Origin of the sequence: Chloracidobacterium sp. (genome assembly GCA_025057975.1) — a bacterium.
Lineage (GTDB): Bacteria > Acidobacteriota > Blastocatellia > Chloracidobacteriales > Chloracidobacteriaceae > Chloracidobacterium.
In genome coordinates, this window is the sequence record JANWUV010000003.1 from 19,333 (window position 1) to 40,165 (window position 20,833).

The following is a 20,833-nucleotide window of genomic DNA, read 5'->3' on the forward strand; positions in this document are numbered from 1 at the left end:
CCTCGGTTTGGCGGTGCTTCCGCCGGCGCTCCTGCTGGCGGCAGCCTGCGCCCGCGAGCCGTTTCGTATCCGACCCAAGGCCGATCCCCCTGTACCTGAAACGCAAGCGGTCGCCGTCGCTGCCGCCGAGTATGAGGTTCGCGCACGGGTTCTTTGTGACGGCAACGAACTGGTGGATCGCTTCGACGCCAACCATCTGACGGTCGGCATCTTGCCCGTCTATGTTTGGCTTGACCGGCGCGCGGCGGGCGCGCTCGATCTCAAATCCGTTCGGTTTCGCCTGCGCGACGCCGACGGGCGGGCATGGCGGTTGCTGTCGGGAAAGCAGGTGGAGAAGCGGCTGATGAAGTCGTACGGCATTCGCGCCTACAGCGTGGACGGCTACCGAACATTTCGCGCGCGCCATGACAGCGTCTTGTTTCCGACGGCAGGGGTGTTGACGCCGGGCGCGCGGGCGGACGGCTTTCTGTTTTTTGACATCCCACCAGCGCGGCGCGACCAACCCATCGGCGCGCTGTCGCTCCACATCGAACTGGAGTCGGCGGGCAAGCGCCACACGACGCGCATCGAACTGCCGGCGGCGGATGTGATAACGTCGCCGACGACAAAGGAGTGAAAGCGCGTCGTGATGAAGCACCTGCGATATGGCTGGATGGCGGCGCTGGGGTTGTGGCTTGGGGGGCTGTGGACGGCGGCCGAAGCGCAGTTTTCTATCGCCGCCGGTTCAATGACTGTTCGCGGACGGGTCTTGGACGCCCAGACCAGGCGACCGCTAGTGAACGCGCAGGTCAACGTCCGCACTCAGTACGACGACTACAAAACCCTGACCGACGCCGAGGGGTACTACACCCTTCAGGTCACGGCTGGGCGCGAGTTGCGTGAGTTCGAGTTGATTTTCAGCCACCCGGACTACCGCGAAAAGTATTTCCACACGGCCTTTCAGCCAGTGCTGCGGGCCGACTTGACGGCGACGGTCGAAGTCGGGCGGGCGCGCGTCAAGTATCAAAAAAACAAGCTGGACTTGCCATGCGGCGATCGGAAGGCGTTGATGACCAGAGGAGGCGACACGCTTTCATGTACGTTCAGCTGTGAGGGTGCGCCAACACTGACGGTGCGCCTGCCGGCGGGCAACGAAATGAGCGTGGCAGCGGCGAACGGCTTTTCCCTCAAAATCACCGACGAAAAAGTTGAGCTGCGCGGGTCGGAAAACCAAGCCGTCACCTTGCAGGTGACGGCCGTGATGTTCAAGCGTTGACGGCGGCGACTGTCCCACCAGATGGACGGTCAGAGAGGGAGGTGCGTTATGGCGGATTACTTCGACCGTTTCAGCGAGTGGCGACGCAAGATTCAGCGTACGGCCCGGGAAGTGGACGAACAGCTGGGGCTGTCGGAAGCCATTGAGAAGACGGTGGAGAAAACTGTTGAGCAAACCGGAAAGCTCGCCGAAGAGGTGCGGCGGACAACCAGCCGCCTGTCGTCAAGCGTTCAGCGCGTCGCGGAAAACGCACCCGAAGCGGTGCGCGAGGTCGTTCGGGAAGTGACGGAAGTCGTTGAGGATGTCGCCGAACAGCTGCCCGACGCACAGGCAGTGACAAGTACGGTGTCGCACGTCGTCGAAACCGTCCGTGAGGAATTCAAGCAGTTTGAAGAGAAACACCACGTCACGGAAAACCTCAGGCAGGCGGCTGAAAAGGTCGCCGGCAAGGTGGCGGAGGTCGGTGGGGAAACCCTGCGCACCGGAACGGAAACAGCTTCGGAGGTCGCTGAGCGTGCGAGCGAGGCCTTCAAAGCCGTCCGTGAGACGGCGCGGTCGTACTACGCACGCGCTGAGGAAGCGTACGACTTGAGCGCGCGGGTCTTTCGGGCGACCGTTGAGACGCGGGACGGCTACCGCAAGGCGCGCGAATGGGTCGTCGCCAATCCCGGCGCGTCGGCCCTGATGGGGCTGTCATTGCTGCTCGGCTTCCGGCTGGGCGCGGCCTTTCCCGGTCTTGACCGGGTTGTGTTGGGACAGTCGCGCCATTGGCTCTTTCACAGCGGACTGGCCGCCTACGGCGCAAAGAAATTGGCGGAAGGCTACGTTGATTTTCTGCGCGAACAGGAAAAACTGGTTGCGGAGGGCAAGCTGGATGAAGCGGCGCAGGCGCGCGTTGCGTTTCAGCGCAAAGCGGCGCGGTACGTCGGTGCGCCGTTGCTGGGGGCGTTCAACATTGCGTTGGGAACGGCCCTCTGGGCGGAAATCTTCTCGCCCGGACGAATTGTGGGCTTCCCGATCAGCATCGTGTTGGGCGGCAATCCCGTGCTGGAGACGGTCTGGCTGTTTGGAAACGGGTTGGTGTGTATCTACAGCGGCTATGAACTTGTCATGCTGGCTTTTGAGGACGAGGCCGACGTGCAGCGGATTGTCCGCGCCATTCGCGCGCTGCTGCCGGAGGGGAACGGCTCACGGACGGCGTAGCTCCGCGACGTGAATCTACAGGGAGACAAACGACCCACCAACGCCCCTCCTCGCCGTCATGTTCCAACGACTTCGTGACCGGCTTGCTGACCCCAACTTCCGCGCTGAACTCAAACGCGCCGCCGTCGCCTTTGCCGTCACCAGCCTTCTTTTCGGCGGTTCGTTTCTGTCGCTGTTTCTAGCCTTCACGGCGCAGTTTGTTCGGCTCTATGCCGCCGCGCAGCTTCTCTTCATGGCGTCGCTGGTGTTGGCGCTTGTCGGCGGGTTGTACATCGTGCCCAAGTTAGCCCGCCGGGTGCGACTAGAGCTGGCCCGTCTGGACATCAGCTACGCGCCGACGCAGGAAACCGCGTTTTTTGTCCTCATTACGGTCATCGTGGCGCTGTCGGCTTTCAACACCGGCAACAATCTGCTGTACCTGATTTTCGCCATCCTCATTAGCGTCATTGTGGCGTCGGGGATTGTCTCGGAGAGCATGCTGCGCGGATTGAGTGTGGGGCTGCGCTTCCCGGAACACATCTACGCCAGCCAGCCGACGCTGCTGGAGGTGAGCGTGGCCAATGAGAAGTATCTTGTTCCTTCAATGTCACTGACGGTCGGCGTGCGTCTGGTGAAAAAAGCCGGGCCGCAGACGGCGGCGACCAACCCACCCATACGACGGCGTTGGCTCAAAAAACCAACCGCTGAGACCACTGCCGATATTGACCCTCTGGTTCACTTCGTCGCAGTTGGGCCGCGAGCCAAGGTGCGTCAGACGGTTGAACACACCTTCCCGGCGCGCGGTCGGTATGAGATTGTTGGCTTCACCGTCACGACCAAGTTCCCATTCGGGTTTCTGCAAAAGACGCGCCGGTTTACAGCCTCCGGAACGCTCTTGGTTTATCCGCCCGTGGACGCCGCCGTAGCGTGGCCGGCGGGACTGTCCGACGCCCTGGGAGTACGTGAAACCAACCGGCGTGGTCCGGGCGCTGACCTCTACGCCATCCGGCAGTACCGCGACGGCGACCGGCGGCGCGACATTGACTGGAAAGCGACGGCCAAGACACGCAAGCTCATGGTGCGTGACCGGATGTGCGAGGATGAGCAGCGCGTCACGCTGCGGTTTGATCCCCGGACGGCGCGCGCGCTGACGGATGATGACCTAAGAGCATTTGAAGTCGGCGTGACGCACGCCGCGTCGCTGGCGACCAAACTGGCTAGAGCCGGCATACTGGTGCGCTTGGCGACGCCCGACGCCGCTACCGAGTTCGGCAACACGCCGCGTCACATTGACGACATGCTGCGCATCTTGGCGGTGATTGAGCCGCAGATGGACAGGGCGCTCTCGCCGCCGGTCAATGGCGCTCGCCGCGCCGTCAAGGACGCCAGTTTGGAAGTTGTCTTCGCTTGGGCTGATTCCGCTGCAACATACAGCGCAGCGACGCTGGTGGTGATGTTGGACGACTTCCGCCTAGCTGACCTACCCCACAACGGTCGTGTCGCCGCCGTAGTACGCCCCTCGTGAGACGGTATGATCATTTGCGTCAACTGTGGACAGGTGAATGAAACGGCGGCCAGCCGCTGCTTGCGTTGCGGCGCTTCCGTCTTTGAACTCCCAAGTTATCTAGGTCAGCCCGATTCGCCGCCGAAGGCGCCCGTCCCTTCCCCACCGCCGAAGGCGCCGCCCTACACGCCGCTCCGGCCAACGCCGACGATGGACCCGTTCCCGACTCCGCCGCCGGTCACCCGGCCTGTTTACTTGCATTACCCGCCGGTGACAGGTGGCTTTGTTTGTCCCTACTGTCAAACGAACCTGCCGCCGCGCCTTATCAGCCGAGTCTCAACGGCTGGCTGGATCACGTTGGTCGTCTTGCTTTTGTTCTGCTGGCCGCTGTTTTGGATCGGCTTTTTGATTCGCGAAGAACGCTGCGTTTGCCGTGTCTGCGGCGGTCGCCTTGGCTGACCGCGCCCGCCGCGTGAAAAACCATTTGCGCTGGCGCGACGCACTGCGTAATGTCTCGCCTTCATGCCAAGCCAGGCGCGCGCGGTCACAGCGTCGGGGATCGTTTGCTGTTGGAGGGCTTCAAACAAGCGATGAAGGTTATTCGCGAGCCGCACGAAATGCAACAAACTGCGCTGACGCTGCGCGACAAAGCTATCCGTATTGGGTTAGTGCCGACCATGGGGGCGTTTCACGACGGCCACGTTTCGCTCATGCGCCGCGCGAAGCAGGAAAACGATGTGTGCGTCGTGTCGCTGTTTGTCAATCCGCTTCAGTTCAACGACCCGGCGGATTTGGAACACTATCCGCGCAACGAGGCCGCCGACCTTGCCATTGCACGGTCGGTCGGCGTGGACATTCTGTTCATGCCGAGCGTCGCCGCAATGTACCCGCCCGACGCCCAGACCTTTGTCGAGGTGACGCGCGTTTCGCAGCCGCTGTGCGGCGGGCGGCGGCCGGGGCATTTTCGCGGCGTGGCGACGGTGGTGGCTAAGCTTCTGATGATTACCCAGCCGCGCCGCGTGTACTTCGGACTCAAGGATTATCAGCAGTGCCGTGTCATCGCGCAGATGGCGCGCGATCTCCACTTTCCGCCCGATCTGGTGTTTTGCCCAACGGTGCGCGAACCGGACGGGCTAGCGATGAGTTCTCGCAACATCCGTCTCTCGCCCGAAGATCGCCGGGCGGCCGTTGTCTTGCCGCGCGCGCTCGAACTGGCGCAGGATTGTTTCGCCGCCGGCGAGACCAACCCGACGGTGATTCAAGCGCGCGTCCGCGAGCGTCTTCAGGCGGAGCCGCGCGCGCGCATTGAGTACGTCGAAGTCGTGGACGCGCAAACGCTCGAACCCATCACGGCGATTACTCAACCTGCGTTGGTTGCTTTGGCGGTTTGGTTTGGCGACGTACGCCTCATTGACAGCGTTGTCCTGACGCCGCCGAAGCCGGAGCCGCCGCCTACACCTGACCTACTTGATATTTCCGATGTTCCCTAGCGCGCCGCCCCGGTAGGGAGCGACTACGGAAGGGAGACTGATGCAGGCGTGGTTGACCAAGCTCAGCGTTTCTTGGCTGTTTTTGGCCTCTTTGCTGGTTGCAAGCGCCGGGGCTCAGGCGTCCACTGGGCGCACCGGCACGATAGTCAACAGTCGGACGGGCTACGCTCAACTCATTGGCCGCCACAAGTTCCAGTTGCACTGGATCAGTTGGGGCAATTGGCAGAAATTCGGCGATTTGACCGTGACCAACCGAGACGGCCTACTGGTCGTCAACGGTCGGTATAGCGACGACCAAACTGGTGACTTTATCGAGATTGACGGCGTTGTGACGCGCGTTGAAGAGCGCTCCTTTGACTTTGAGGGAACTATTGTCACCCGTGTCAGCCACATCAACAACGGCGACCCTTGTACGCGCGAGGGCGCGATGACTTTTGCTATCAAGGGCAAGCGGCGCTACTGGCGGCTTCAGCAAATGCAAAACCCGTGTGATGCGGCGACGGATTACGTGGATATTTTTCTCCGGTGAGCGGCGGGACGGACTCAGCTCACAACAGCAATGCGCCTATGTTTCGCTTGATGCACAAATCGAAGATTCACCGCGCGACGGTGACCGACGCTAACCTCAACTACACCGGCAGCCTCACAGTTGACCAAGACCTGCTCGATGCGGCCGATATTTTGCCCAACGAGAAAGTGTCCGTCGTCAACATCAACACCGGCGCGCGCTTTGAGACCTACGCCATTTCGGGCGCGCGTGGGTCAGGCGTCGTGTGCCTGAACGGCGCGGCGGCGCGGCTGGGAGCGCCGGGCGATCTGGTCATCATTATTTCCTACGGCCTGTTCACCGACGAAGAGGCCCGCAGCCTCAAACCCAGGGTGGTGAGGGTGGACGCCGCCAATCGCCCGCTCAACGACGCCTGAGCGGTTTCCGGTCGTGCTTCCGGCGCAGCCGTCGCCCGGTTTTCAGCGGGTTTTTCACTACTACAACTTGTACCTGTTGCGCCGCGCCTTCCATGCCGTCTGGTGGCGCGGCGTCGCCGTCTTCACGGCGGAGCCGCGCCGCCCGCTGCTGATTTACGCCAACCATCCGGGCTGGTGGGACCCCTTGCTGGCTTTCTTCGTCGTCCGGCGGACGGGACGTGATGGCTACATGATGAGCGAGGAAAAAACGCTGCGCACCTTTCGGTTTTTTCGTTGGATGGGCGGTTTTTCGGTGGATCGGACGAACGCCCGTGATGTCGCGCAGTCCATTCGCTACGCCGCCGAGCGGCTGCAGTCGCCAGCGACGGCATTGTGGATTTTTCCGCAGGGGGAGATTGTCCCGCCGGACAAACGTCCGGTCGTGTTTTTTCCCGGTGTGGCGCACATTTTGCGCCGGACGCCGGCCTGCGTCGCCGTGCCGGCCGCCATTCGCTATGAGTTCGACGACCAGCCGCGCCCGGAAGCTTTTCTTGATTTCGGCGAGGGCGATCTACTGCGGGGTTCGGAGGTCAACGATATCACCGAACTGACGCGCCGCCTGCAACAGCGGCTGACCGAACAGATGGACGCCCTGCGCGACGCCGTCTGGGAACGCCGTCGGGAAGGTTTCACGTTGGCGCTGCGGGGACGGCGTTCTGTCAGCGATGTTTACGCCGATACGGTGGCGCGGCTGACTGGGTGACAGCGTTGAGACAACACCGGCGGGCGGCTTGCGGAGAGTGTCGTTCCGTGTCATACACGGAACTGCGCTTTTGCGGCAACTTTTGGTCGGCAGGGGAGCCTAAAGCCATGTCGGAAGCTGTTTCGGTGAGTCGGCGTCGCATCTGGTGGTTCGCTGTGTTGGGCGGCGGTGTGTTGGCGGCGGCGGCGCTGTTTTCCCCAACCGTTCGCGCCGTCGGACAATCATTTCTTGAGGCGTTTCGTCTGCCGCGCATTGTGGCAATTGGCCTTGACGATCAGCAGATGGAGACGCTGCGAAACCGGCTCAGGCGCATTCAGTCCCAGTTTGAACTCCAGTCGCTTGTCGGCGACAGCATCGAAGTTGAAAAACCGACCGCACGGCCGGCGGTGTTTCCATCGGCGCTCGAAGCTGGACGCGCGGTGGGCGTCGCCGTACTGACGCCGACGTGGTTGCCGGAGGGCGTAACTGTCGGGGAAACGCGCGCGACGCCGAAGGGCGGGGGCGTACGCTTCAAGGTGGACACCAAGTTCGCCAATCAGGTGCTTGATTTTCTGGACCTACAGGATGCGATGTTGCCGCCGACGCTTGACGGTCAACCTATTGCTGTCAAGTTCGGCGGGCGGGTCGAAACCAGCTTTGTGCGCGGCGACAAGCCGCTTTTCTCGCTGGTTCAGGCGCGACTGCCGGAGGTTGCCTTACCGGAGGGCGCGTCGCTGACGCCTTTTGGCTACGCCTACCTGCGCCTGCTGGGCCTGGACCCTGCTAAAGCGCATGAAACGGCGGCGGCGACCGACTGGCGTTCGACGTTCGTTGTTCCCGTCCCGGCGCGGATAGGAGAGTTTCGGCAGGTCATCGTTCGCGGCCGGCCGGCTTTTTTGATGACGCCGCGCGTCAGGGTGATTGACGACGAAGAACAGGGAAGCCGTCGGTTGCGACGGCGCACGAGGGAAACCTCGCTGATGTGGACGGAAGGCGAGCAACTCTTCATCCTGAGCGGCGCACTGACTACCCAAGAGGCGCTGACCATCGCCGGCGCATTGCAGTAGGGCCGCGCGCACGGGGATGGACTGGGTGATCGAGGCCGCGGGGTTGCGGAAGGTCTTTGGCGACAAGATCGCTGTCGCTGATCTTTCGTTCCGGGTGGCGGCCGGCGAGGTGTTCGGTTTTCTGGGGCCGAACGGCGCCGGTAAGACCACGGCAATGAAAATGCTGCTCGGCCTCGTTCACCCGACGGCCGGACGCGGCTGCGTACTGGGGCATCCGGTCGGGTCGCGCGAGTCGCGCCGGTGGGTTGGTTTTCTACCGGAACACTTTCGCTTTCACGACTGGATGACTGGCCGCGAGTTGCTTGACTTTCACGGTCGGCTGCATGGCTTGGCGGCGTCCGTTCGCGCTGAGCGCGTCAAAGATTTGCTCGCGCAGGTGGATTTGACGGAGGCCGCCGACCGTCCGCTGCGCACGTACAGCAAGGGCATGCAGCAGCGATTAGGGCTGGCGCAGGCGCTCATTCACCGTCCGCGTCTGGTCTTCCTCGACGAGCCGACTTCAGGGCTGGACCCGATTGGGCGGATACTCGTCCGTGACCTGATCCTTCGCCTGCGCGACGAAGGCGTGACAGTGTTTTTCAACTCGCACATTCTGGGCGATGTCGAAGCTGTCTGCGACCGTGTGGTATTTCTCAAGCGCGGGCGGGTTATTTATGAAGCTGCGCTGCGCGAAGGCTTTGCGCCGGAGTTGCGCATGACGCTAGGCGCAGTGACGCCCGACGTGACGGGCGAACTGGCAGCGTTCGGCGAAGTGTTGGGTACGACCGAGCGTGAGGTTCGGCTGCGGGTGGCGTCCGAGGCCGTCGTCCCGGACGTGGTGCGCCGGCTGGTTGAGCGCGGGGCGGCGGTCTACAGCGTACAGGTTCAGCGGCCGTCGCTGGAAACGCTCTTTCTGGAAACCATTGGCACTGACGAGCGCGCCGGATAACTGGCGCGGGTTTCCCGTGACCCGATTGTTTGACGGGGGCTACGCTTCACGCCCAGTCCAGTTCGTCGGCGCGAAACACTGGTCCTTCCACACATGACCGGCGGTAGTCGCTGTCGCCGTCTTCACTTTTCACGGCGACGACGCAACCGACGCAGACGCCGAACCCGCACGCCATCCGTTCTTCGACCGAGACGTAGGTTAGAATGCACGCTTTCGCCGTCAGAGCCGCGACACGCGCCAACATCGGGTGCGGCCCGCAGGCGTAGACGACAAAGCGCCCCGCTCGTACTTCCTCCGCACGGTCGTACAAAAAGCGTTCAAACGGAACCGTGACGAAGCCAGTTACGCCTTGGGAGCCGTCGTTGGTGGCGACGTGAACCGAAACGCCCAGCGCCGTGAAGTCGTCCAGCCCGATGAGGTCTGTCTGTGAGCGTCCGCCCAGAAACAGGCGCGTCGGAACTTGCTCCCGCTTGAGTTGTTCAGCCAGCGCCAGTAGAGCGGCGCTTCCGACGCCTCCTGCGACGAGGAGGGCTTCTCGTCCGCCGACGGCGACCGGCGCGGTGTCGAAGGGTCGGCCGAGCGGCAGCAGGGTTTGTACGTGGTCGCCTTCGCGCAAACGTCGCAGCGCCTGCGTACCCCGCCCGAACACTTGGTAGATGAACTCGACGCTGGTTGATTGCGCTGTTGTTCGCGCCCGATAGATCGCCATTGCGCGCCGCCAGAGTGGTTCCAACGCGCCCGCCGGCTTCAGCATGGCAAACTGCCCTGGCGCAAACGTCAGTTTTTCCTCTGTCGTCAGGGTCAAATGGCCGTAAACGCCGAACACGCGATGGCTGGTTACAGTCAGCTTTAAGTCTTTCACGCCGCGCTCCGGTGGCGAACCTGATTGTTGAGGGCACGCTTGGCTCGACCAGCCTTTTATCACAAACCGCACTGACGAATCCGCTGGTAAAGGCAGTGTTTGTAACCGACGGGGTGACAGGTGACCTTCCGGGTATGACTAAGCCGCGCCCACCGCAACCCCCAAGCACAATCAAAAGCGGTCGCCCGTCCCGCTCGGACAAAAACGCAGATGTGGAAAGCCTGTGGCTTCGCTGCGACGCCAGACCTGAAAACCGCGAGGTGAAGCCGCTCAGGGAGGATGGTGAAGAGCGAGTTAGGGTGAATAGTCAATGAGGATGCCCATCCGAAGACGTCAGAACTAACCGTCGTTCGCCGTTCAAGGACTTCCCGTTACGCCTCTTTCCACCATGAGGCCGCCTCGTCAAGCCGGCGTTAGTTGCTTTGCTGTTCGGCTATCGCCTAGCATCGAACCTAACTGCGCCCTGCAAAACCGCTGCGCTTACACCGGCTGTACGTTAGCGTTGTTCCCTAAATCGCTTGGGTCTGGGGAGGGAGTTGCCCGTATGTCTGCGCCGCACCAACTGAGTCACATCCAGCAAAGCTTCAATCAGGTCTTGCAGATGATGCTGTCGGTCTCCGACAAAGTCAGCGACTTGATTTTTTCACCAGGGCGACCGCCGCAAGTCGAGTTGTTCGGCCAACTCCGCGCTGTCAAGATTCAGGGCCTGGAGCAACTTACCCCGCAGCATACGCATGCTTTCGCCCAAGTTTTACTGGCGAATAACCCTGCCAACTTTGAAAAGTTGGAAAAGTTTGGGTCGGTGGATTTGTCCTACAGCGTACCGGGACATTCGCGCTTTCGTGTCAATGTTTTCAGACAACGCGGTACTGAAGCTATTGTCATGCGGGTCATCCCAAACCGTATCCCCACGCTGGAGGAACTGGGGCTGCCGCCGCAGTTGCGGCAAATCGCCGACCTCAAAAACGGCATTGTGTTGGTGACGGGACCGACCGGCAGCGGTAAGTCGTCAACCTTGGCGGCGCTTATCAACCTGATTAACGAGACGAAGTACTATCACATCGTCACTATTGAAGACCCGATTGAATTCATTCACCCGCACAAGAACTCCACCATCCACCAGCGCGAGTTGCACAGTGATACGCCCGACTTCGCGCTAGCGCTGCGGGCGGCGCTTCGGCAGGCACCCAAGGTGATTCTGGTCGGTGAAATGCGCGATCGTGAAACCATCGAAATCGCGATGGAAGCCTCCGAAACCGGTCACTTGGTGTTGTCTACGCTGCACACGATTGACGCCGCTAAAACCGTGGAGCGCATCATCGGCGTCTTCCCGAAAAGTGAAGAGCACATTGTCCGTACGCGCTTAGCGCAGTCGTTTCGGTACATCATCTCCCAACGATTGATCCCTCGCGCGGATCAGCGGGGGCGGGTGGCGGCTGTCGAGATTCTGCGCTCGACCATGCGGACGCGAGAATACATTGAGAAAGGTGAGAGCGCGGGCAAAACGCTTTTGGATGCCATGCGGGACGGCGAAATCGAAGGCATGCAGCACTTCGACGGTGTGATCGAGAAGCTAATTCGGCAAAACATCATCACCAAAGAAGACGGTCTTGCCTATGCGACGAATCCCGGCAACCTCATGCTCCAGTTGAGCGATATGGGACGTTCGTCGCCGCATGAGGCAGCGCCTGCGACTGTCACCGGCGGGCACCGGGCGCTCGGTGAAGCGCCTCGTCCGTCCCCGGCCGCCGGTTCGCGTCCCCCCGGCTCGATGCTTGATCTGCTTGAGCGTTAGCTTTCAAGGCGCTTGACGGCGACCCATCTTGGGAAGACGCTTCCGCAGCATGTCTGCACTTGGCCGGTTGGTTGCTTCCTCAAGCAATGCTCGGCTAACGTTATTTGTACCAACCCCATGCGCTCGCGGGAGGACAATTTGGTATGGATGCGGCTTCCAAGGCGTCGGCTGCAGCGTCGCCGCGCACGTTCGAGGAATTCTTTCCACTGTACCTCGCCATGCATAGCCATCCCATGACGCGCATCCTGCACTTTATCGGAACGGTGCTTCAGCTTCCGATTGTCATCGCTTGCGCCGTCACGGGCTGGTGGTGGGGGCTGTTGACCATTCCATTCGTCTCGTACGGATTGGCTTGGTTTTCACACTTTGTCTTCGAGCGCAATCGCCCGGCGACGTGGACAAATCCGTGGTATTCGCTGCTAGGCGACTACAAGATGGTCGGTCTCATGCTGCGCGGACAGTTGTGGCGCTAGTCGCCGTGCTGACGCGCGTTACGGCGGGCGTTAGCCGCTGATGACGCCATGCCCAGCCTGTCTCGTGAATGAGCCGAGGGCGGGGGTATGCTGACTTCCGTCTGGGGAACGGCGCTACTGCATTTCCTGATTGCGACGGGCCATGGCTTTCTCGGCGCATGGTTAGCCGTACGGATGGTGTTTCGCCCGCGTCGCGCCTGGCGACTGTTCGGCTGGCGCATCCCCTTTACGCCGGGCATGATCCCGGCCGAACGCGAAGCCTTTATCAAACGCTTTGCGAGTGTAATTGCCGAGCGCGTCCTGACGGTTGAAACCATCGCCGACGAAATCATGGCCCTTGGTATAGAAGGCGAAGTCGGTGCGGCTTCCATCCGCCACTACGCTGAGCAAACCTCCAGCGATGATTTTCTCCACCATCTTGCGCGCCGCATTGTCGCACTCCTTGCGGATGAACGTAACGCACCCAACATTAGCCGGCGCTTGACGGAGGTATTCGCCAACGTTGTCATTGAAGAAGTTGGGGCGACGTATGGCCTTGTTGGTCGTCTGATCGCCCGCCGCTTGATTGAACTCGGTATGCTCAAGCGGATGATCACGTTGGCGCTTGAAGACATTGCGGCAGCGTTGAGTCGGAACGAGGCAGCGCGCGCCGCGATGGTGGAGACCATTGCGACCGTCGGCGGCCATTTGTTTAGCGCCGAGCCGACCACCCCACGGCTGTCGGCTTCGGAGGTCACGCCGGTGACGGAGTTTGTGCAGTCCCTGGGCCGCCGACTTAACATTGAAAATTTGTTGCGCACTCAACTCGAACAGCTCACCGACCAGATGATCGAGGAACTCATCTATCGCGCCGCCGGACGTGAACTACGCATGATTGTTCGCTTCGGTGCGCTCGTTGGGTTGGTGGTCGGATTGGTGCAAGCCGGACTCTTTCTGCTGGCCGAGTCCTGACGGGGGCGAACCCGTCATAGGTGCATCGAGTCCGGTGATTTCCTTGGTGGACGACGCAGGCAACCGCTCGCGAATCAGCGCTAGCATTTTTTCGAGCACTTCCTCCGGCGACAGCGCGGAAGTGTCGAGCCAAATGGCGTCGTCCGCCCGCCGCAGCGGCGCAACGGCGCGATTGTAGTCACGCCGGTCGCGTTCCAGCACGTCGAGACGGGTTTGCTCACGGGTGCACTCGACGCCCCGCGCCCGCTGCTCGGCGTAGCGCCGTTCGGTGCGCGTCTCCACACTGGCGTCAAGAAAAAACTTTACGTCCGCGTCCGGGAAGACATGTGTCCCGATGTCGCGGCCGTCCATCACTACCGTTCCGGTTGCGCCCATCCGACGCTGTTGTTCGACGAGCGCCGCCCGAACGCCGGCGACGGCGGAGACAATCGAGGCGTACCGACTCACCATTGGCAGGCGAATATCCTGCGAAACGTCCTCGCAGTCGGCAAGAACGCGCAAATGGAAGGGATCACCGGCGAGAGTGATTTTCGTGTTGCGGGCAATTTCGCTGAGCTTGGCCTCCTGTTCCGGGCGGAGCGGCTCAGGTGTCTCACTGGGTTGTAGGACGCCAAGACGGAAGCTTTTGAGCGTGATGGCCCGGTACATAGCGCCGGTGTCAATGTAGAGCGCCCCTAGTCGAGCGGCTAGCAGTTTGCCAATGGTGCTCTTGCCGGCGCCGGCCGGGCCATCAATCGCAATGACGATGTGCGGCGTTGGGAGCGTCAAATCCTGCATAAGCGCCGTACGCGCAGCTCATAGCACGGCTTCTCCGGCCAGATCGGCCAGAACAAGCGGGTACACCACGTCGAGAAACCGCTGCACAATGTAACCGGACGCGCCCCAGATAGGGTCGGCGTCCGCATAGTGGAAAAAATACACACTCCGGGGACGATTGTTGATGATGAATTCGCGCACCTCGCGAGCCTCAGCGCGGGCGATGACCGGTAGGGGGGCTTCGATCAGGCGCTCAGTTTCACGCCGATCTAGCCGAAACTCTAACGGATAGGGGATGAGCCCAACCACCGGCGTTACCTGGAAGCCGGTGTGGGTTTCAAAGGTTTCCAGCAGGCCGATGACCAGAACCTGTTCCGGCGGAAGGCCGATTTCTTCATACGCTTCGCGCAGCGCCGTCGCCGCCGGTGAGTCATCCTGCGGGTCACGCCGTCCACCCGGAAACGCCACCTCTCCTCGATGACGGCGCAGGTGGGCGGCGCGTTTTGTCAGCAGCAAGTGAGGAACGCCGTGCTTGAAAAAGAGTGGAACCAGCACCGCCGCCTGAACGTCCTCACCCCGCGCAGGGGGGTAGCCGGCGTCGCTGGGTTGCAGCGCCTGCGCCGCCCGCTTCGTAAACTCAACACTCAACGTATAGCGTTGCCGTACCGACCGGCTTGCGCCGGCGATTGATTCACTGATCTGGAGACGACTTGTCATGCGGATGCTGCTGTGGTTGCTGTTGCTTTTTGGCGTTTGCTGCCCACCGGTTGAGGGACAGACGCCGCGCCGGCGGGCGCTTCCGCCGCCTCCGCCGCCCGCGCCAGCTCCTGACCGAACGCCGGCTGAACCCACCGCGGTACCGGCGTCTACCGCCGAGGCGGAGACAACCAATCCCATCGTGCGGGAACTCCGGGAACTGGTCAAGGCGGTGGCGGCGCTCAAAGCCCAGACCAAAATCCAAGCGGCGAACGTCTTGCTGGACGCCCTACTCAAGCGTCAGGCGACGCTTGAGAGCCAAACGGAGGCTATTCAGGCGGAGTATGACCGGCTGCGCGCCGAGCGGGCGGCCAATCTGGCGCGCCTTCAGGATATAGCCGGCGAACTCTCACGGATGGCTTATGTTTCACAGGCTGACGCCGAAGCGCGCATTCGCGCGGATGTGGCTAATCGGGACGCGGCCTTGCAGCCCCGGCTAACGAGCCTTGAAACGCGCTTCAATGAAAAACGCGCTGAACTGATGCAGGTCAACGCGGAGATTGAGCTGCTCAAAGGGCGGCTGCGGAGTCTGTTGGACGATACGTCTGACGCCGAGCGGCCGTAAGCTATCCGGTAGCGACCTACTGGAAAAGATAGCCGCTCGGTTATCGCTTTCGATAAAGTCCCAATGCCAAATTCTTTGCGCCGACAACCAATAGAACGCGCCACCTACAATGTTCTCAGGAGTGAAACGCACATGCCTTTTGAATTACCAGAACTGCCCTATGCGAAAGACGCTCTTGCACCGCACATTTCAGCGACGACGTTTGAGTTTCACCACGGCAAGCACCACAAGGCTTACGTGGACAACACCAACAAGCTGATTGAAGGGACGCCGCACGCTGACAAGCCGTTGGAAGAAATCATTCGCGCGGCGCATACAGAGGGCAACACGGCTTTGTTCAACAACGCCGCTCAGGTCTGGAATCACACCTTTTTCTGGCATTCGATGAAACCCAACGGCGGCGGCGCTCCGACGGGCGAACTGGCGGAGCGGATCAATCATGCTTTCGGCGGCCTTGACCAGTTCAAGGAAGCCTTCAAGCAGGCCGGCGTGACGCAGTTCGGCAGCGGCTGGGTGTGGTTGGTACTGGACAATGGCGATCTGAAAGTCACCAAAACCGCCAATGCCGATTTACCGCTCGTTCACGGGCAGACGGCGCTGCTGACCTGCGACGTCTGGGAGCACGCCTACTATCTTGACTTCCAGAACCGTCGCCCGGACTTCCTCCAAGCCTACTTGGATCATCTCATCAACTGGGATTTCGCTGCCGAGAACTTGGCTAAAGCGACGGCGGCTTAGGATTTTTCCCCGACGCGCCCGGCGGCGTACCGCGCGCTCGCCCATAGGGACGTGGAGCTTAGCTCTGCGTCCCTGTGGGTTGCGTTTGGCGGTGCGGCCCGTTGCACTGCGTTACTGGGTAGGCGCGCTTCAGTCAATCACCTTCACATCCGTTTGGAAGCGCCGGTAGTTCGTGTAACGGATTTCCAACCGAATGTGGACAGAGCCGCTTGGGAAGTCCAGTACGTCGTCGGCGTAAACGTATGTCGGAAACCAAAACCTGCCCTCGATGTTCTCACGGTAGCTCTCAAAACGCGGGAACTTGTTGTTTTTATCCTCAGGCAGGGTGCGCCCGGCGCTTTTGACCACCATGAGGTCTTGAGTGTCCACCCAGACGCGCCCCATGAAAAATCGCTTGCCGCCCTGTTGAAACTTCGGGACACGCTTAGGGCGCACCTCAAACACGTAGGTGTCAAGCTCATCGAGACGTTCACGTCCGACATACTCGATGTTGTAAAGCGGCGCGTCCTCCTTGGTGATGGCGAAAGGTTTGGTAGCGCCGAAGTCTTCTAAGTCGGCCGGCGTAACCTGTATGCCCTGAAGCGTGGAAGGTGGCAATCGCTTGACTTCTTCGCGGCGCTGGCCGCTCTCCGTAAATGAGACCTCCGACAACCGATAGTATTCGCCGGTCGGGCGGTCGTCTATGCCCAGCGTCTGCATGCGGACTTCTTGGCGGTAGATGTAGTTGGCGAATTCCCGCAGCAGCAGCGACTCATTTTCAGTGAATCGCTCGATAATCTGGGCGATGTCGGGCGCGCCGCTGCGTCGGACGTTCGGCGAGGCTTGTCGCCCAGCGTTCGGCGAGGGGAAGTCCTGTACGTCCGGCGGCGGCTCGGTCGGGACGGCGCGCGGGCGTCGCCCCTCTTGCGTCAGCGTGGTCGCTGTCCCGAAGACGCCGCCTCCCAGCAAAACGCCGGCAAGACACAGTACGCCGATGGTCAACTGTGGGCTGCGAACAGGGTTGGTTGTCATGGTCGGTGTCCCCTTTGATACGTTGGGTGATCTTGGTCGGCCTTCCTGGGCAAACGGTTGCGGCAGTGCGGCGCGCAAACCTGTTAGAAGCACAGCTTCAGCGAGTCGTTTCCTAGTTAGCTGCGCCGCCAGTTGCCGTTCGTCCCAGAGGAAGGCATGATGGTTCACATCATTTGTGTTTTTAGGTTGCGCCGCTGGCTATGAAAAACCTTATCATTTCCGCCATTCCATTTTTCCTTGTCACGATTCTGGCGGAGGCACTCTGGGACAAGCTCAAAGGAACGCGCTTCGTCAGTTGGAAAGACACCCTGACGAACATCGCCATCGGAACCGGAAGTCTGATGGGGAAGTTTGTTCCCACAGCCGCCATTTACTGGTTTTGCTGGTATATTTCGCCGTTCAAGATCGAACCGGCGTGGTGGTCGTGGGCGCTGGTCCTGCTGCTGGATGACTTCTTCTACTACTGGTTTCACCGCATCAGCCACGAAAGCCGGTTTTTCTGGAACATGCATGTCGTTCACCATTCGAGCGACCACTACAACTTGAGCGTGGCGGTGCGTCAGAGTTGGTTCGGCGGTCTTGTGGCCTGGGTGTTCTACGTCCCAATTGCCTTGCTGGGCTTTCCGCCGGAGATGATGCTGACGGCGCACGCCATCAATTTGCTTTATCAGTACTGGATTCACACGCAGTTTATCGGACGGCTGGGCTGGTTGGAATGGGTGTTCAACTGTCCGACGCACCACCGCGTCCACCATGGTGTCAACGAGCCGTACTTGGACAAAAACTACGGCGGCATTTTGATTATCTGGGATCGCTTGTTTGGGACGTTTGTTGAGGAAACCGAGCCGGTGCGGTACGGTATCATCAAGCCGCTTCGCAGCTACAACCCGCTTTGGGCGAATCTCCACGCTTGGTATGAGATGATTGAGGCGATGCGCGCGCGTCCAACGTGGCGCGAGCGGTGGCGTTGTGTCTGGGGACCGCCAGCGATGACGCCGACCGACCCCTTGGCGCGCCACTCAGAAGCAAAGGCGGTTGTCTCACGCGCCTGACTTGCACCGGCGGCGGCGGCTGGGGCAAGGTTCTTCTGCGCCGCCTATCCATCCTGTGTTGTTTCGTCCCCTTCGATAGCGCGGCGTCCAGCTTGAAAGGTGTCCTAACAGTAGGACGCCGCCTTGTCGAGGTGGCGAACAATGGCCTGCTTTCACGATCCGCAAAAGCACTTTGCGCCGGTGGAAGTGATCGAGCGCCTGCTGGCGCTGTGTCAGAGGGAGGACACTGGGACGGCCAAGCTGTACTTGGCTTCCGACTTTGACCTTGCGCTCTATCTGGATGTCCTTGGCTTTGACGTGTACAGCCGCCACCGTGTGGTTGAACGGCGGCGAGCGATTGATCTCAACCATTTCTCAATGAACGTTTTGCCCAGCGGCGATCGCGGTCACAGCCGCACGACAGCACACTGACTCGTCCGGGACTTAAGACTTCGTTTTACTAAGGATAATCTGCACAGAAAAGCCGGAAATCTTAACCTGACATTGGACTTGGTCTTTTTTCGCTGTAATGGTCGTAGTTTCTCTGTCATGTGCAATCTTTTGAACATAGCCTTGCTTTTCAAATTGCTCCTCGTAGTAGGCGACTAGGTTATCTTTCAGTTCGGAACAATCTAATTGAAGAAGTATTTCGCCCCTTTCGCGTCCGGTCATCATTGTGACGCACCTAGGATGAATAATCCAATCCTGTGCGAGTACATCGGAAACTGACTCTTCCCGAAGACGCTCTGGGAAGATAACCCTGATTCCTTGTTTGGATACAATCATGATGGAAGGTAGTAAGCCTATGGCTAAGACAATCGCTGTTGTCGCAAAATATGTCCTCCAAAAACTACCTTCACTCAAAAATTCCTGTTCTTCATGACGCATATCTTGACTCTACTCCACTAAGCACTGATGCGGTGGGATGTTTTAGGATGTTTTGTCATAGACATTTGCGGCGATGAGTTTGTCATAAAGTTGCTGATGCTTGGCATCAAAAACCAGCCATATGCTTGGTAGCCAGAGCAAACAGCAGGCGACATTCTTAAGGCTCGGAGCGACAACAAGAATGCGAAGCGTCTCACGAACAGCAGCTTTTCCGTAGCTGAGAAATGTTTTCTTTTTCTCATCGAGAACGACCGTGCCGACCAATCGTTTGCCGACGGAACAACCGTACGTGCTCGTCAGATAGATATTGAGAATGAAGTGAGCGACGAGGCCGAAGAACATAACGAAAGCCGGTGCTGACGATGCTACTTCTTCTGGATTGAGTCCTTGGGCGACAGCTTCCGCGCGTTGAACATACTCCAGCAACCAAGCTGGTGCGGAAAATAGCGAATATGACATCATATCTATCGAGTAGCCAATTGCTCGTTGACTGAGCTTTGGTAGACTGAGATTTTCGTAAGGATTTTGAGAAATAGGTGTGTATAAGTGAAACGATGATGACTCAGACTGTTCATTCCGCAAGGGTGGTTTCTTTCTTTGTTCGATAAAGGCTTCTCTTAATGCTGGCACTTCTCCGGCCTTTTTCCATCCTAGTCCTTGCCGAAAGACCATATCTTCCGGTAACACTCGCCCCTCAACAACCCATTGCCTTAGCTCATCAATGTCAGTTTCATACTCATACCCCTCGATCCTTACCGCCCACTTGCCCATCTTCTTTTCTCCCGTCCAAGAGCAGTTTTTCCACTTAGGCTTAGTCTTTGACAGGAGAAACGAGTGGTTTGTTAAGTGCCTGTAAAGCCCTTGGATAATATGTGTAAAGAGCAACGGACGCCGTTCCGTTAGAGCGCGCGCAGGGGAAATCACCGGATGCTGAAACACTCGACAAACGCCTTTTTCGGCTTGCTCTCACAACCGAGGCTGAGTGCATTCAGTCGCTCCTTGAGGTGGGCCGCTCGAATCAGCAGAGAGTCGTTGCACTTCAGTGATTTTTGGAGACCTCAAGAAGCGCTCGCGTCCAAGGCCCAATGGGTCGGCTGTTCAGCGGGGGCGCTGCTGCTTGGGATCTAACCATTCGCGCAAGCCGTCGCCCAGCAGGTTAAAGCCAAGGACGGTCAGGGTGATCATTGCCGCCGGGAAAACGGTCATGTGCCATCCTGAAGCAAAGTGCGTGCGAGCGTCGCTGAGCATTGCGCCCCAGCTTGGCGTTGGCGGCGGAACGCCGAGACCAAGAAAACTGAGACTAGCCTCAGCTAAGATGGCCCCAGCCATCCCGAGACTTGCCTGAACAATGAGCGGCTGGATCGCGTTGGGTAAGATGTGCCGAAACAAAATCCGCACGTCACTTGCCCCCAATGCGCGGGCGGCGGTGACAAAATCGTACTCCTTCACCTTGAGCACCTGCGCCCGGATGAGACGCGCGTATCCAACCCATCCAATGACACAGAGGGCCAAGATGAGATTGGCCAAACTCGCTCCTAAAAAGGCGACTGTTGCAATCGCCAGCAGAATACCGGGAAAAGCCAGAAAGACATTGAACCAAAAGCCAGCGATGAAGCGATCTACCCAGCCGCCGATGTAACCGGAGAGCATACCCAGCAACAACCCGACGGCCGACGAAACAGCCACCACAATGACGCCGACGGTCAACGACACCCGCGCTCCGTAGACAACCCGCGCCAGAATGTCGCGGCCGTTCTCATCCAGTCCCATCGGATGCGCCCACGACGGCGGATCAAAGCTGTGCTCCAAATCCTGAAATGTCACTTGTTCTGGCGGGATGAACAACGGCCCCAACAGGGCGATCAGCGTAAGCGCCGTCACGATAACCAGCCCAATTTTGCCCGTCAGGTTCATGGCCTTCTAGAAACGCTCCCGG

The 20,833-nt window shown here is 59.9% G+C and carries 24 protein-coding genes and 1 pseudogene; 18 read left to right on the forward strand and 7 right to left on the reverse strand.

What is annotated here, in order from left to right; genetic code table 11:
* Positions 1–7: 7 nt before the first annotated feature.
* The 11 genes from NZ585_03095 to NZ585_03145 all read left to right on the forward strand — a co-directional run bounded on the left by NZ585_03095 (position 8) and on the right by NZ585_03145 (position 9,071).
* Positions 8–616: a hypothetical protein gene (locus NZ585_03095; protein ID MCS7079022.1), complete on the forward strand. Its 609-nt coding sequence runs from the start codon at positions 8–10 to the stop codon at positions 614–616.
* Between the two features lie 12 nt (positions 617–628).
* Entirely contained in the window at positions 629–1,255 is a 627-nt protein-coding gene (locus tag NZ585_03100; protein ID MCS7079023.1) for a carboxypeptidase-like regulatory domain-containing protein, read from the forward strand.
* 48 nt (positions 1,256–1,303) lie between these two features.
* The gene (locus NZ585_03105) at positions 1,304–2,458 is read left to right on the forward strand and encodes a hypothetical protein (GenBank protein ID MCS7079024.1); all 1,155 of its coding nucleotides are present in this window, start codon (positions 1,304–1,306) and stop codon (positions 2,456–2,458) included.
* A gap of 58 nt (positions 2,459–2,516) precedes the next feature.
* Entirely contained in the window at positions 2,517–3,962 is a 1,446-nt protein-coding gene (locus tag NZ585_03110; protein ID MCS7079025.1) for a DUF58 domain-containing protein, read from the forward strand.
* Between the two features lie 6 nt (positions 3,963–3,968).
* Complete coding sequence (locus NZ585_03115; protein ID MCS7079026.1) at positions 3,969–4,400, forward strand: hypothetical protein; 432 nt, start codon at positions 3,969–3,971, stop codon at positions 4,398–4,400.
* Between the two features lie 50 nt (positions 4,401–4,450).
* Complete coding sequence (gene panC, locus NZ585_03120; protein ID MCS7079027.1) at positions 4,451–5,431, forward strand: pantoate--beta-alanine ligase; 981 nt, start codon at positions 4,451–4,453, stop codon at positions 5,429–5,431.
* A 40-nt stretch (positions 5,432–5,471) separates the two neighbouring features.
* Complete coding sequence (locus NZ585_03125) at positions 5,472–5,960, forward strand: hypothetical protein (GenBank protein ID MCS7079028.1); 489 nt, start codon at positions 5,472–5,474, stop codon at positions 5,958–5,960.
* A gap of 38 nt (positions 5,961–5,998) precedes the next feature.
* Entirely contained in the window at positions 5,999–6,355 is a 357-nt protein-coding gene (locus tag NZ585_03130; GenBank protein MCS7079029.1) for an aspartate 1-decarboxylase, read from the forward strand.
* A gap of 13 nt (positions 6,356–6,368) precedes the next feature.
* Complete coding sequence (locus NZ585_03135) at positions 6,369–7,097, forward strand: lysophospholipid acyltransferase family protein (protein MCS7079030.1); 729 nt, start codon at positions 6,369–6,371, stop codon at positions 7,095–7,097.
* A gap of 107 nt (positions 7,098–7,204) precedes the next feature.
* A complete protein-coding gene (locus tag NZ585_03140) occupies positions 7,205–8,143 on the forward strand; it encodes a hypothetical protein (protein ID MCS7079031.1) in 939 nt (312 codons plus the stop codon).
* Positions 8,144–8,159: 16 nt separating this feature from the next.
* Positions 8,160–9,071 (forward strand): ABC transporter ATP-binding protein, encoded by a 912-nt coding sequence (locus NZ585_03145; protein ID MCS7079032.1) that lies wholly within the window; start codon positions 8,160–8,162, stop codon positions 9,069–9,071.
* Between the two features lie 46 nt (positions 9,072–9,117).
* Here the strand turns inward: NZ585_03145 and NZ585_03150 are convergent, their stop codons facing one another.
* Positions 9,118–9,933 carry a dihydroorotate dehydrogenase electron transfer subunit gene (locus NZ585_03150; GenBank protein MCS7079033.1) on the reverse strand — a complete coding sequence of 272 codons (816 nt, stop codon included), beginning with the start codon at positions 9,931–9,933 and terminating at the stop codon, positions 9,118–9,120.
* Between the two features lie 544 nt (positions 9,934–10,477).
* On the opposite strand from NZ585_03150, the gene NZ585_03155 reads away from it, so the two are divergent.
* From NZ585_03155 to NZ585_03165, 3 genes are all read left to right on the forward strand, one after another.
* Positions 10,478–11,728 carry a PilT/PilU family type 4a pilus ATPase gene (locus NZ585_03155; protein MCS7079034.1) on the forward strand — a complete coding sequence of 417 codons (1,251 nt, stop codon included), beginning with the start codon at positions 10,478–10,480 and terminating at the stop codon, positions 11,726–11,728.
* A gap of 143 nt (positions 11,729–11,871) precedes the next feature.
* The gene (locus NZ585_03160; GenBank protein ID MCS7079035.1) at positions 11,872–12,201 is read left to right on the forward strand and encodes a DUF962 domain-containing protein; all 330 of its coding nucleotides are present in this window, start codon (positions 11,872–11,874) and stop codon (positions 12,199–12,201) included.
* Positions 12,202–12,288: 87 nt separating this feature from the next.
* On the forward strand, positions 12,289–13,152 hold the full coding sequence (locus NZ585_03165; GenBank protein MCS7079036.1) for a DUF445 family protein: 864 nt from the start codon (positions 12,289–12,291) through the stop codon (positions 13,150–13,152).
* Between the two features lie 60 nt (positions 13,153–13,212).
* On the opposite strand, the pseudogene cmk reads toward NZ585_03165, so the two are convergent.
* Positions 13,213–13,929: pseudogene (cmk, locus tag NZ585_03170) on the reverse strand ((d)CMP kinase).
* Positions 13,930–13,947: 18 nt separating this feature from the next.
* Positions 13,948–14,625 (reverse strand): CoA pyrophosphatase, encoded by a 678-nt coding sequence (locus NZ585_03175; protein ID MCS7079037.1) that lies wholly within the window; start codon positions 14,623–14,625, stop codon positions 13,948–13,950.
* On the opposite strand from NZ585_03175, the gene NZ585_03180 reads away from it, so the two are divergent.
* Together NZ585_03180 and NZ585_03185 are read left to right on the forward strand one after the other, a co-directional pair.
* A complete protein-coding gene (locus NZ585_03180; protein ID MCS7079038.1) occupies positions 14,624–15,229 on the forward strand; it encodes a hypothetical protein in 606 nt (201 codons plus the stop codon). The genes NZ585_03175 and NZ585_03180 overlap by 2 nt on opposite strands.
* 132 nt (positions 15,230–15,361) lie before the next feature.
* A complete protein-coding gene (locus NZ585_03185; GenBank protein MCS7079039.1) occupies positions 15,362–15,967 on the forward strand; it encodes a superoxide dismutase in 606 nt (201 codons plus the stop codon).
* Positions 15,968–16,096: 129 nt separating this feature from the next.
* On the opposite strand, the gene NZ585_03190 is transcribed toward NZ585_03185, so the two are convergent.
* Complete coding sequence (locus tag NZ585_03190) at positions 16,097–16,978, reverse strand: hypothetical protein (GenBank protein ID MCS7079040.1); 882 nt, start codon at positions 16,976–16,978, stop codon at positions 16,097–16,099.
* A 200-nt stretch (positions 16,979–17,178) separates the two neighbouring features.
* On the opposite strand from NZ585_03190, the gene NZ585_03195 reads away from it, so the two are divergent.
* Both NZ585_03195 and NZ585_03200 read left to right on the forward strand, forming a co-directional pair.
* Positions 17,179–18,030 carry a sterol desaturase family protein gene (locus NZ585_03195; protein MCS7079041.1) on the forward strand — a complete coding sequence of 284 codons (852 nt, stop codon included), beginning with the start codon at positions 17,179–17,181 and terminating at the stop codon, positions 18,028–18,030.
* A 141-nt stretch (positions 18,031–18,171) separates the two neighbouring features.
* Positions 18,172–18,441, forward strand: coding sequence for a hypothetical protein (locus tag NZ585_03200; protein MCS7079042.1), 270 nt, complete (start codon positions 18,172–18,174; stop codon positions 18,439–18,441).
* A gap of 12 nt (positions 18,442–18,453) precedes the next feature.
* On the opposite strand, the gene NZ585_03205 is transcribed toward NZ585_03200, so the two are convergent.
* The 3 genes from NZ585_03205 to NZ585_03215 form a co-directional block, all read right to left on the reverse strand.
* Positions 18,454–18,897 carry a hypothetical protein gene (locus NZ585_03205; GenBank protein ID MCS7079043.1) on the reverse strand — a complete coding sequence of 148 codons (444 nt, stop codon included), beginning with the start codon at positions 18,895–18,897 and terminating at the stop codon, positions 18,454–18,456.
* Positions 18,898–18,939: 42 nt separating this feature from the next.
* The gene (locus NZ585_03210) at positions 18,940–19,668 is read right to left on the reverse strand and encodes a DUF4339 domain-containing protein (protein ID MCS7079044.1); all 729 of its coding nucleotides are present in this window, start codon (positions 19,666–19,668) and stop codon (positions 18,940–18,942) included.
* 327 nt (positions 19,669–19,995) lie between these two features.
* Positions 19,996–20,811, reverse strand: a complete 816-nt coding sequence (locus NZ585_03215) for an ABC transporter permease (GenBank protein ID MCS7079045.1) — start codon at positions 20,809–20,811, stop codon at positions 19,996–19,998.
* Positions 20,812–20,833 lie beyond the last annotated feature (22 nt).

Coding starts and splice junctions, on each gene's coding strand:
- NZ585_03100 (MCS7079023.1), top strand. CDS start 629: ATGAAGCACCTGCGATATGGCTGGATGGCGGCGCTGGGGTTGTGGCTT.
- NZ585_03105 (MCS7079024.1), top strand. CDS start 1,304: ATGGCGGATTACTTCGACCGTTTCAGCGAGTGGCGACGCAAGATTCAG.
- NZ585_03110 (MCS7079025.1), top strand. CDS start 2,517: ATGTTCCAACGACTTCGTGACCGGCTTGCTGACCCCAACTTCCGCGCT.
- NZ585_03115 (MCS7079026.1), top strand. CDS start 3,969: ATGATCATTTGCGTCAACTGTGGACAGGTGAATGAAACGGCGGCCAGC.
- panC (MCS7079027.1), top strand. CDS start 4,451: ATGTCTCGCCTTCATGCCAAGCCAGGCGCGCGCGGTCACAGCGTCGGG.
- NZ585_03125 (MCS7079028.1), top strand. CDS start 5,472: ATGCAGGCGTGGTTGACCAAGCTCAGCGTTTCTTGGCTGTTTTTGGCC.
- NZ585_03130 (MCS7079029.1), top strand. CDS start 5,999: ATGTTTCGCTTGATGCACAAATCGAAGATTCACCGCGCGACGGTGACC.
- NZ585_03140 (MCS7079031.1), top strand. CDS start 7,205: ATGTCGGAAGCTGTTTCGGTGAGTCGGCGTCGCATCTGGTGGTTCGCT.
- NZ585_03145 (MCS7079032.1), top strand. CDS start 8,160: ATGGACTGGGTGATCGAGGCCGCGGGGTTGCGGAAGGTCTTTGGCGAC.
- NZ585_03155 (MCS7079034.1), top strand. CDS start 10,478: ATGTCTGCGCCGCACCAACTGAGTCACATCCAGCAAAGCTTCAATCAG.
- NZ585_03160 (MCS7079035.1), top strand. CDS start 11,872: ATGGATGCGGCTTCCAAGGCGTCGGCTGCAGCGTCGCCGCGCACGTTC.
- NZ585_03165 (MCS7079036.1), top strand. CDS start 12,289: ATGCTGACTTCCGTCTGGGGAACGGCGCTACTGCATTTCCTGATTGCG.
- NZ585_03180 (MCS7079038.1), top strand. CDS start 14,624: ATGCGGATGCTGCTGTGGTTGCTGTTGCTTTTTGGCGTTTGCTGCCCA.
- NZ585_03175 (MCS7079037.1), bottom strand. CDS start 14,625: ATGACAAGTCGTCTCCAGATCAGTGAATCAATCGCCGGCGCAAGCCGG.
- NZ585_03185 (MCS7079039.1), top strand. CDS start 15,362: ATGCCTTTTGAATTACCAGAACTGCCCTATGCGAAAGACGCTCTTGCA.
- NZ585_03190 (MCS7079040.1), bottom strand. CDS start 16,978: ATGACAACCAACCCTGTTCGCAGCCCACAGTTGACCATCGGCGTACTG.
- NZ585_03195 (MCS7079041.1), top strand. CDS start 17,179: ATGAAAAACCTTATCATTTCCGCCATTCCATTTTTCCTTGTCACGATT.
- NZ585_03200 (MCS7079042.1), top strand. CDS start 18,172: ATGGCCTGCTTTCACGATCCGCAAAAGCACTTTGCGCCGGTGGAAGTG.
- NZ585_03205 (MCS7079043.1), bottom strand. CDS start 18,897: ATGCGTCATGAAGAACAGGAATTTTTGAGTGAAGGTAGTTTTTGGAGG.
- NZ585_03210 (MCS7079044.1), bottom strand. CDS start 19,668: ATGGGCAAGTGGGCGGTAAGGATCGAGGGGTATGAGTATGAAACTGAC.
- NZ585_03215 (MCS7079045.1), bottom strand. CDS start 20,811: ATGAACCTGACGGGCAAAATTGGGCTGGTTATCGTGACGGCGCTTACG.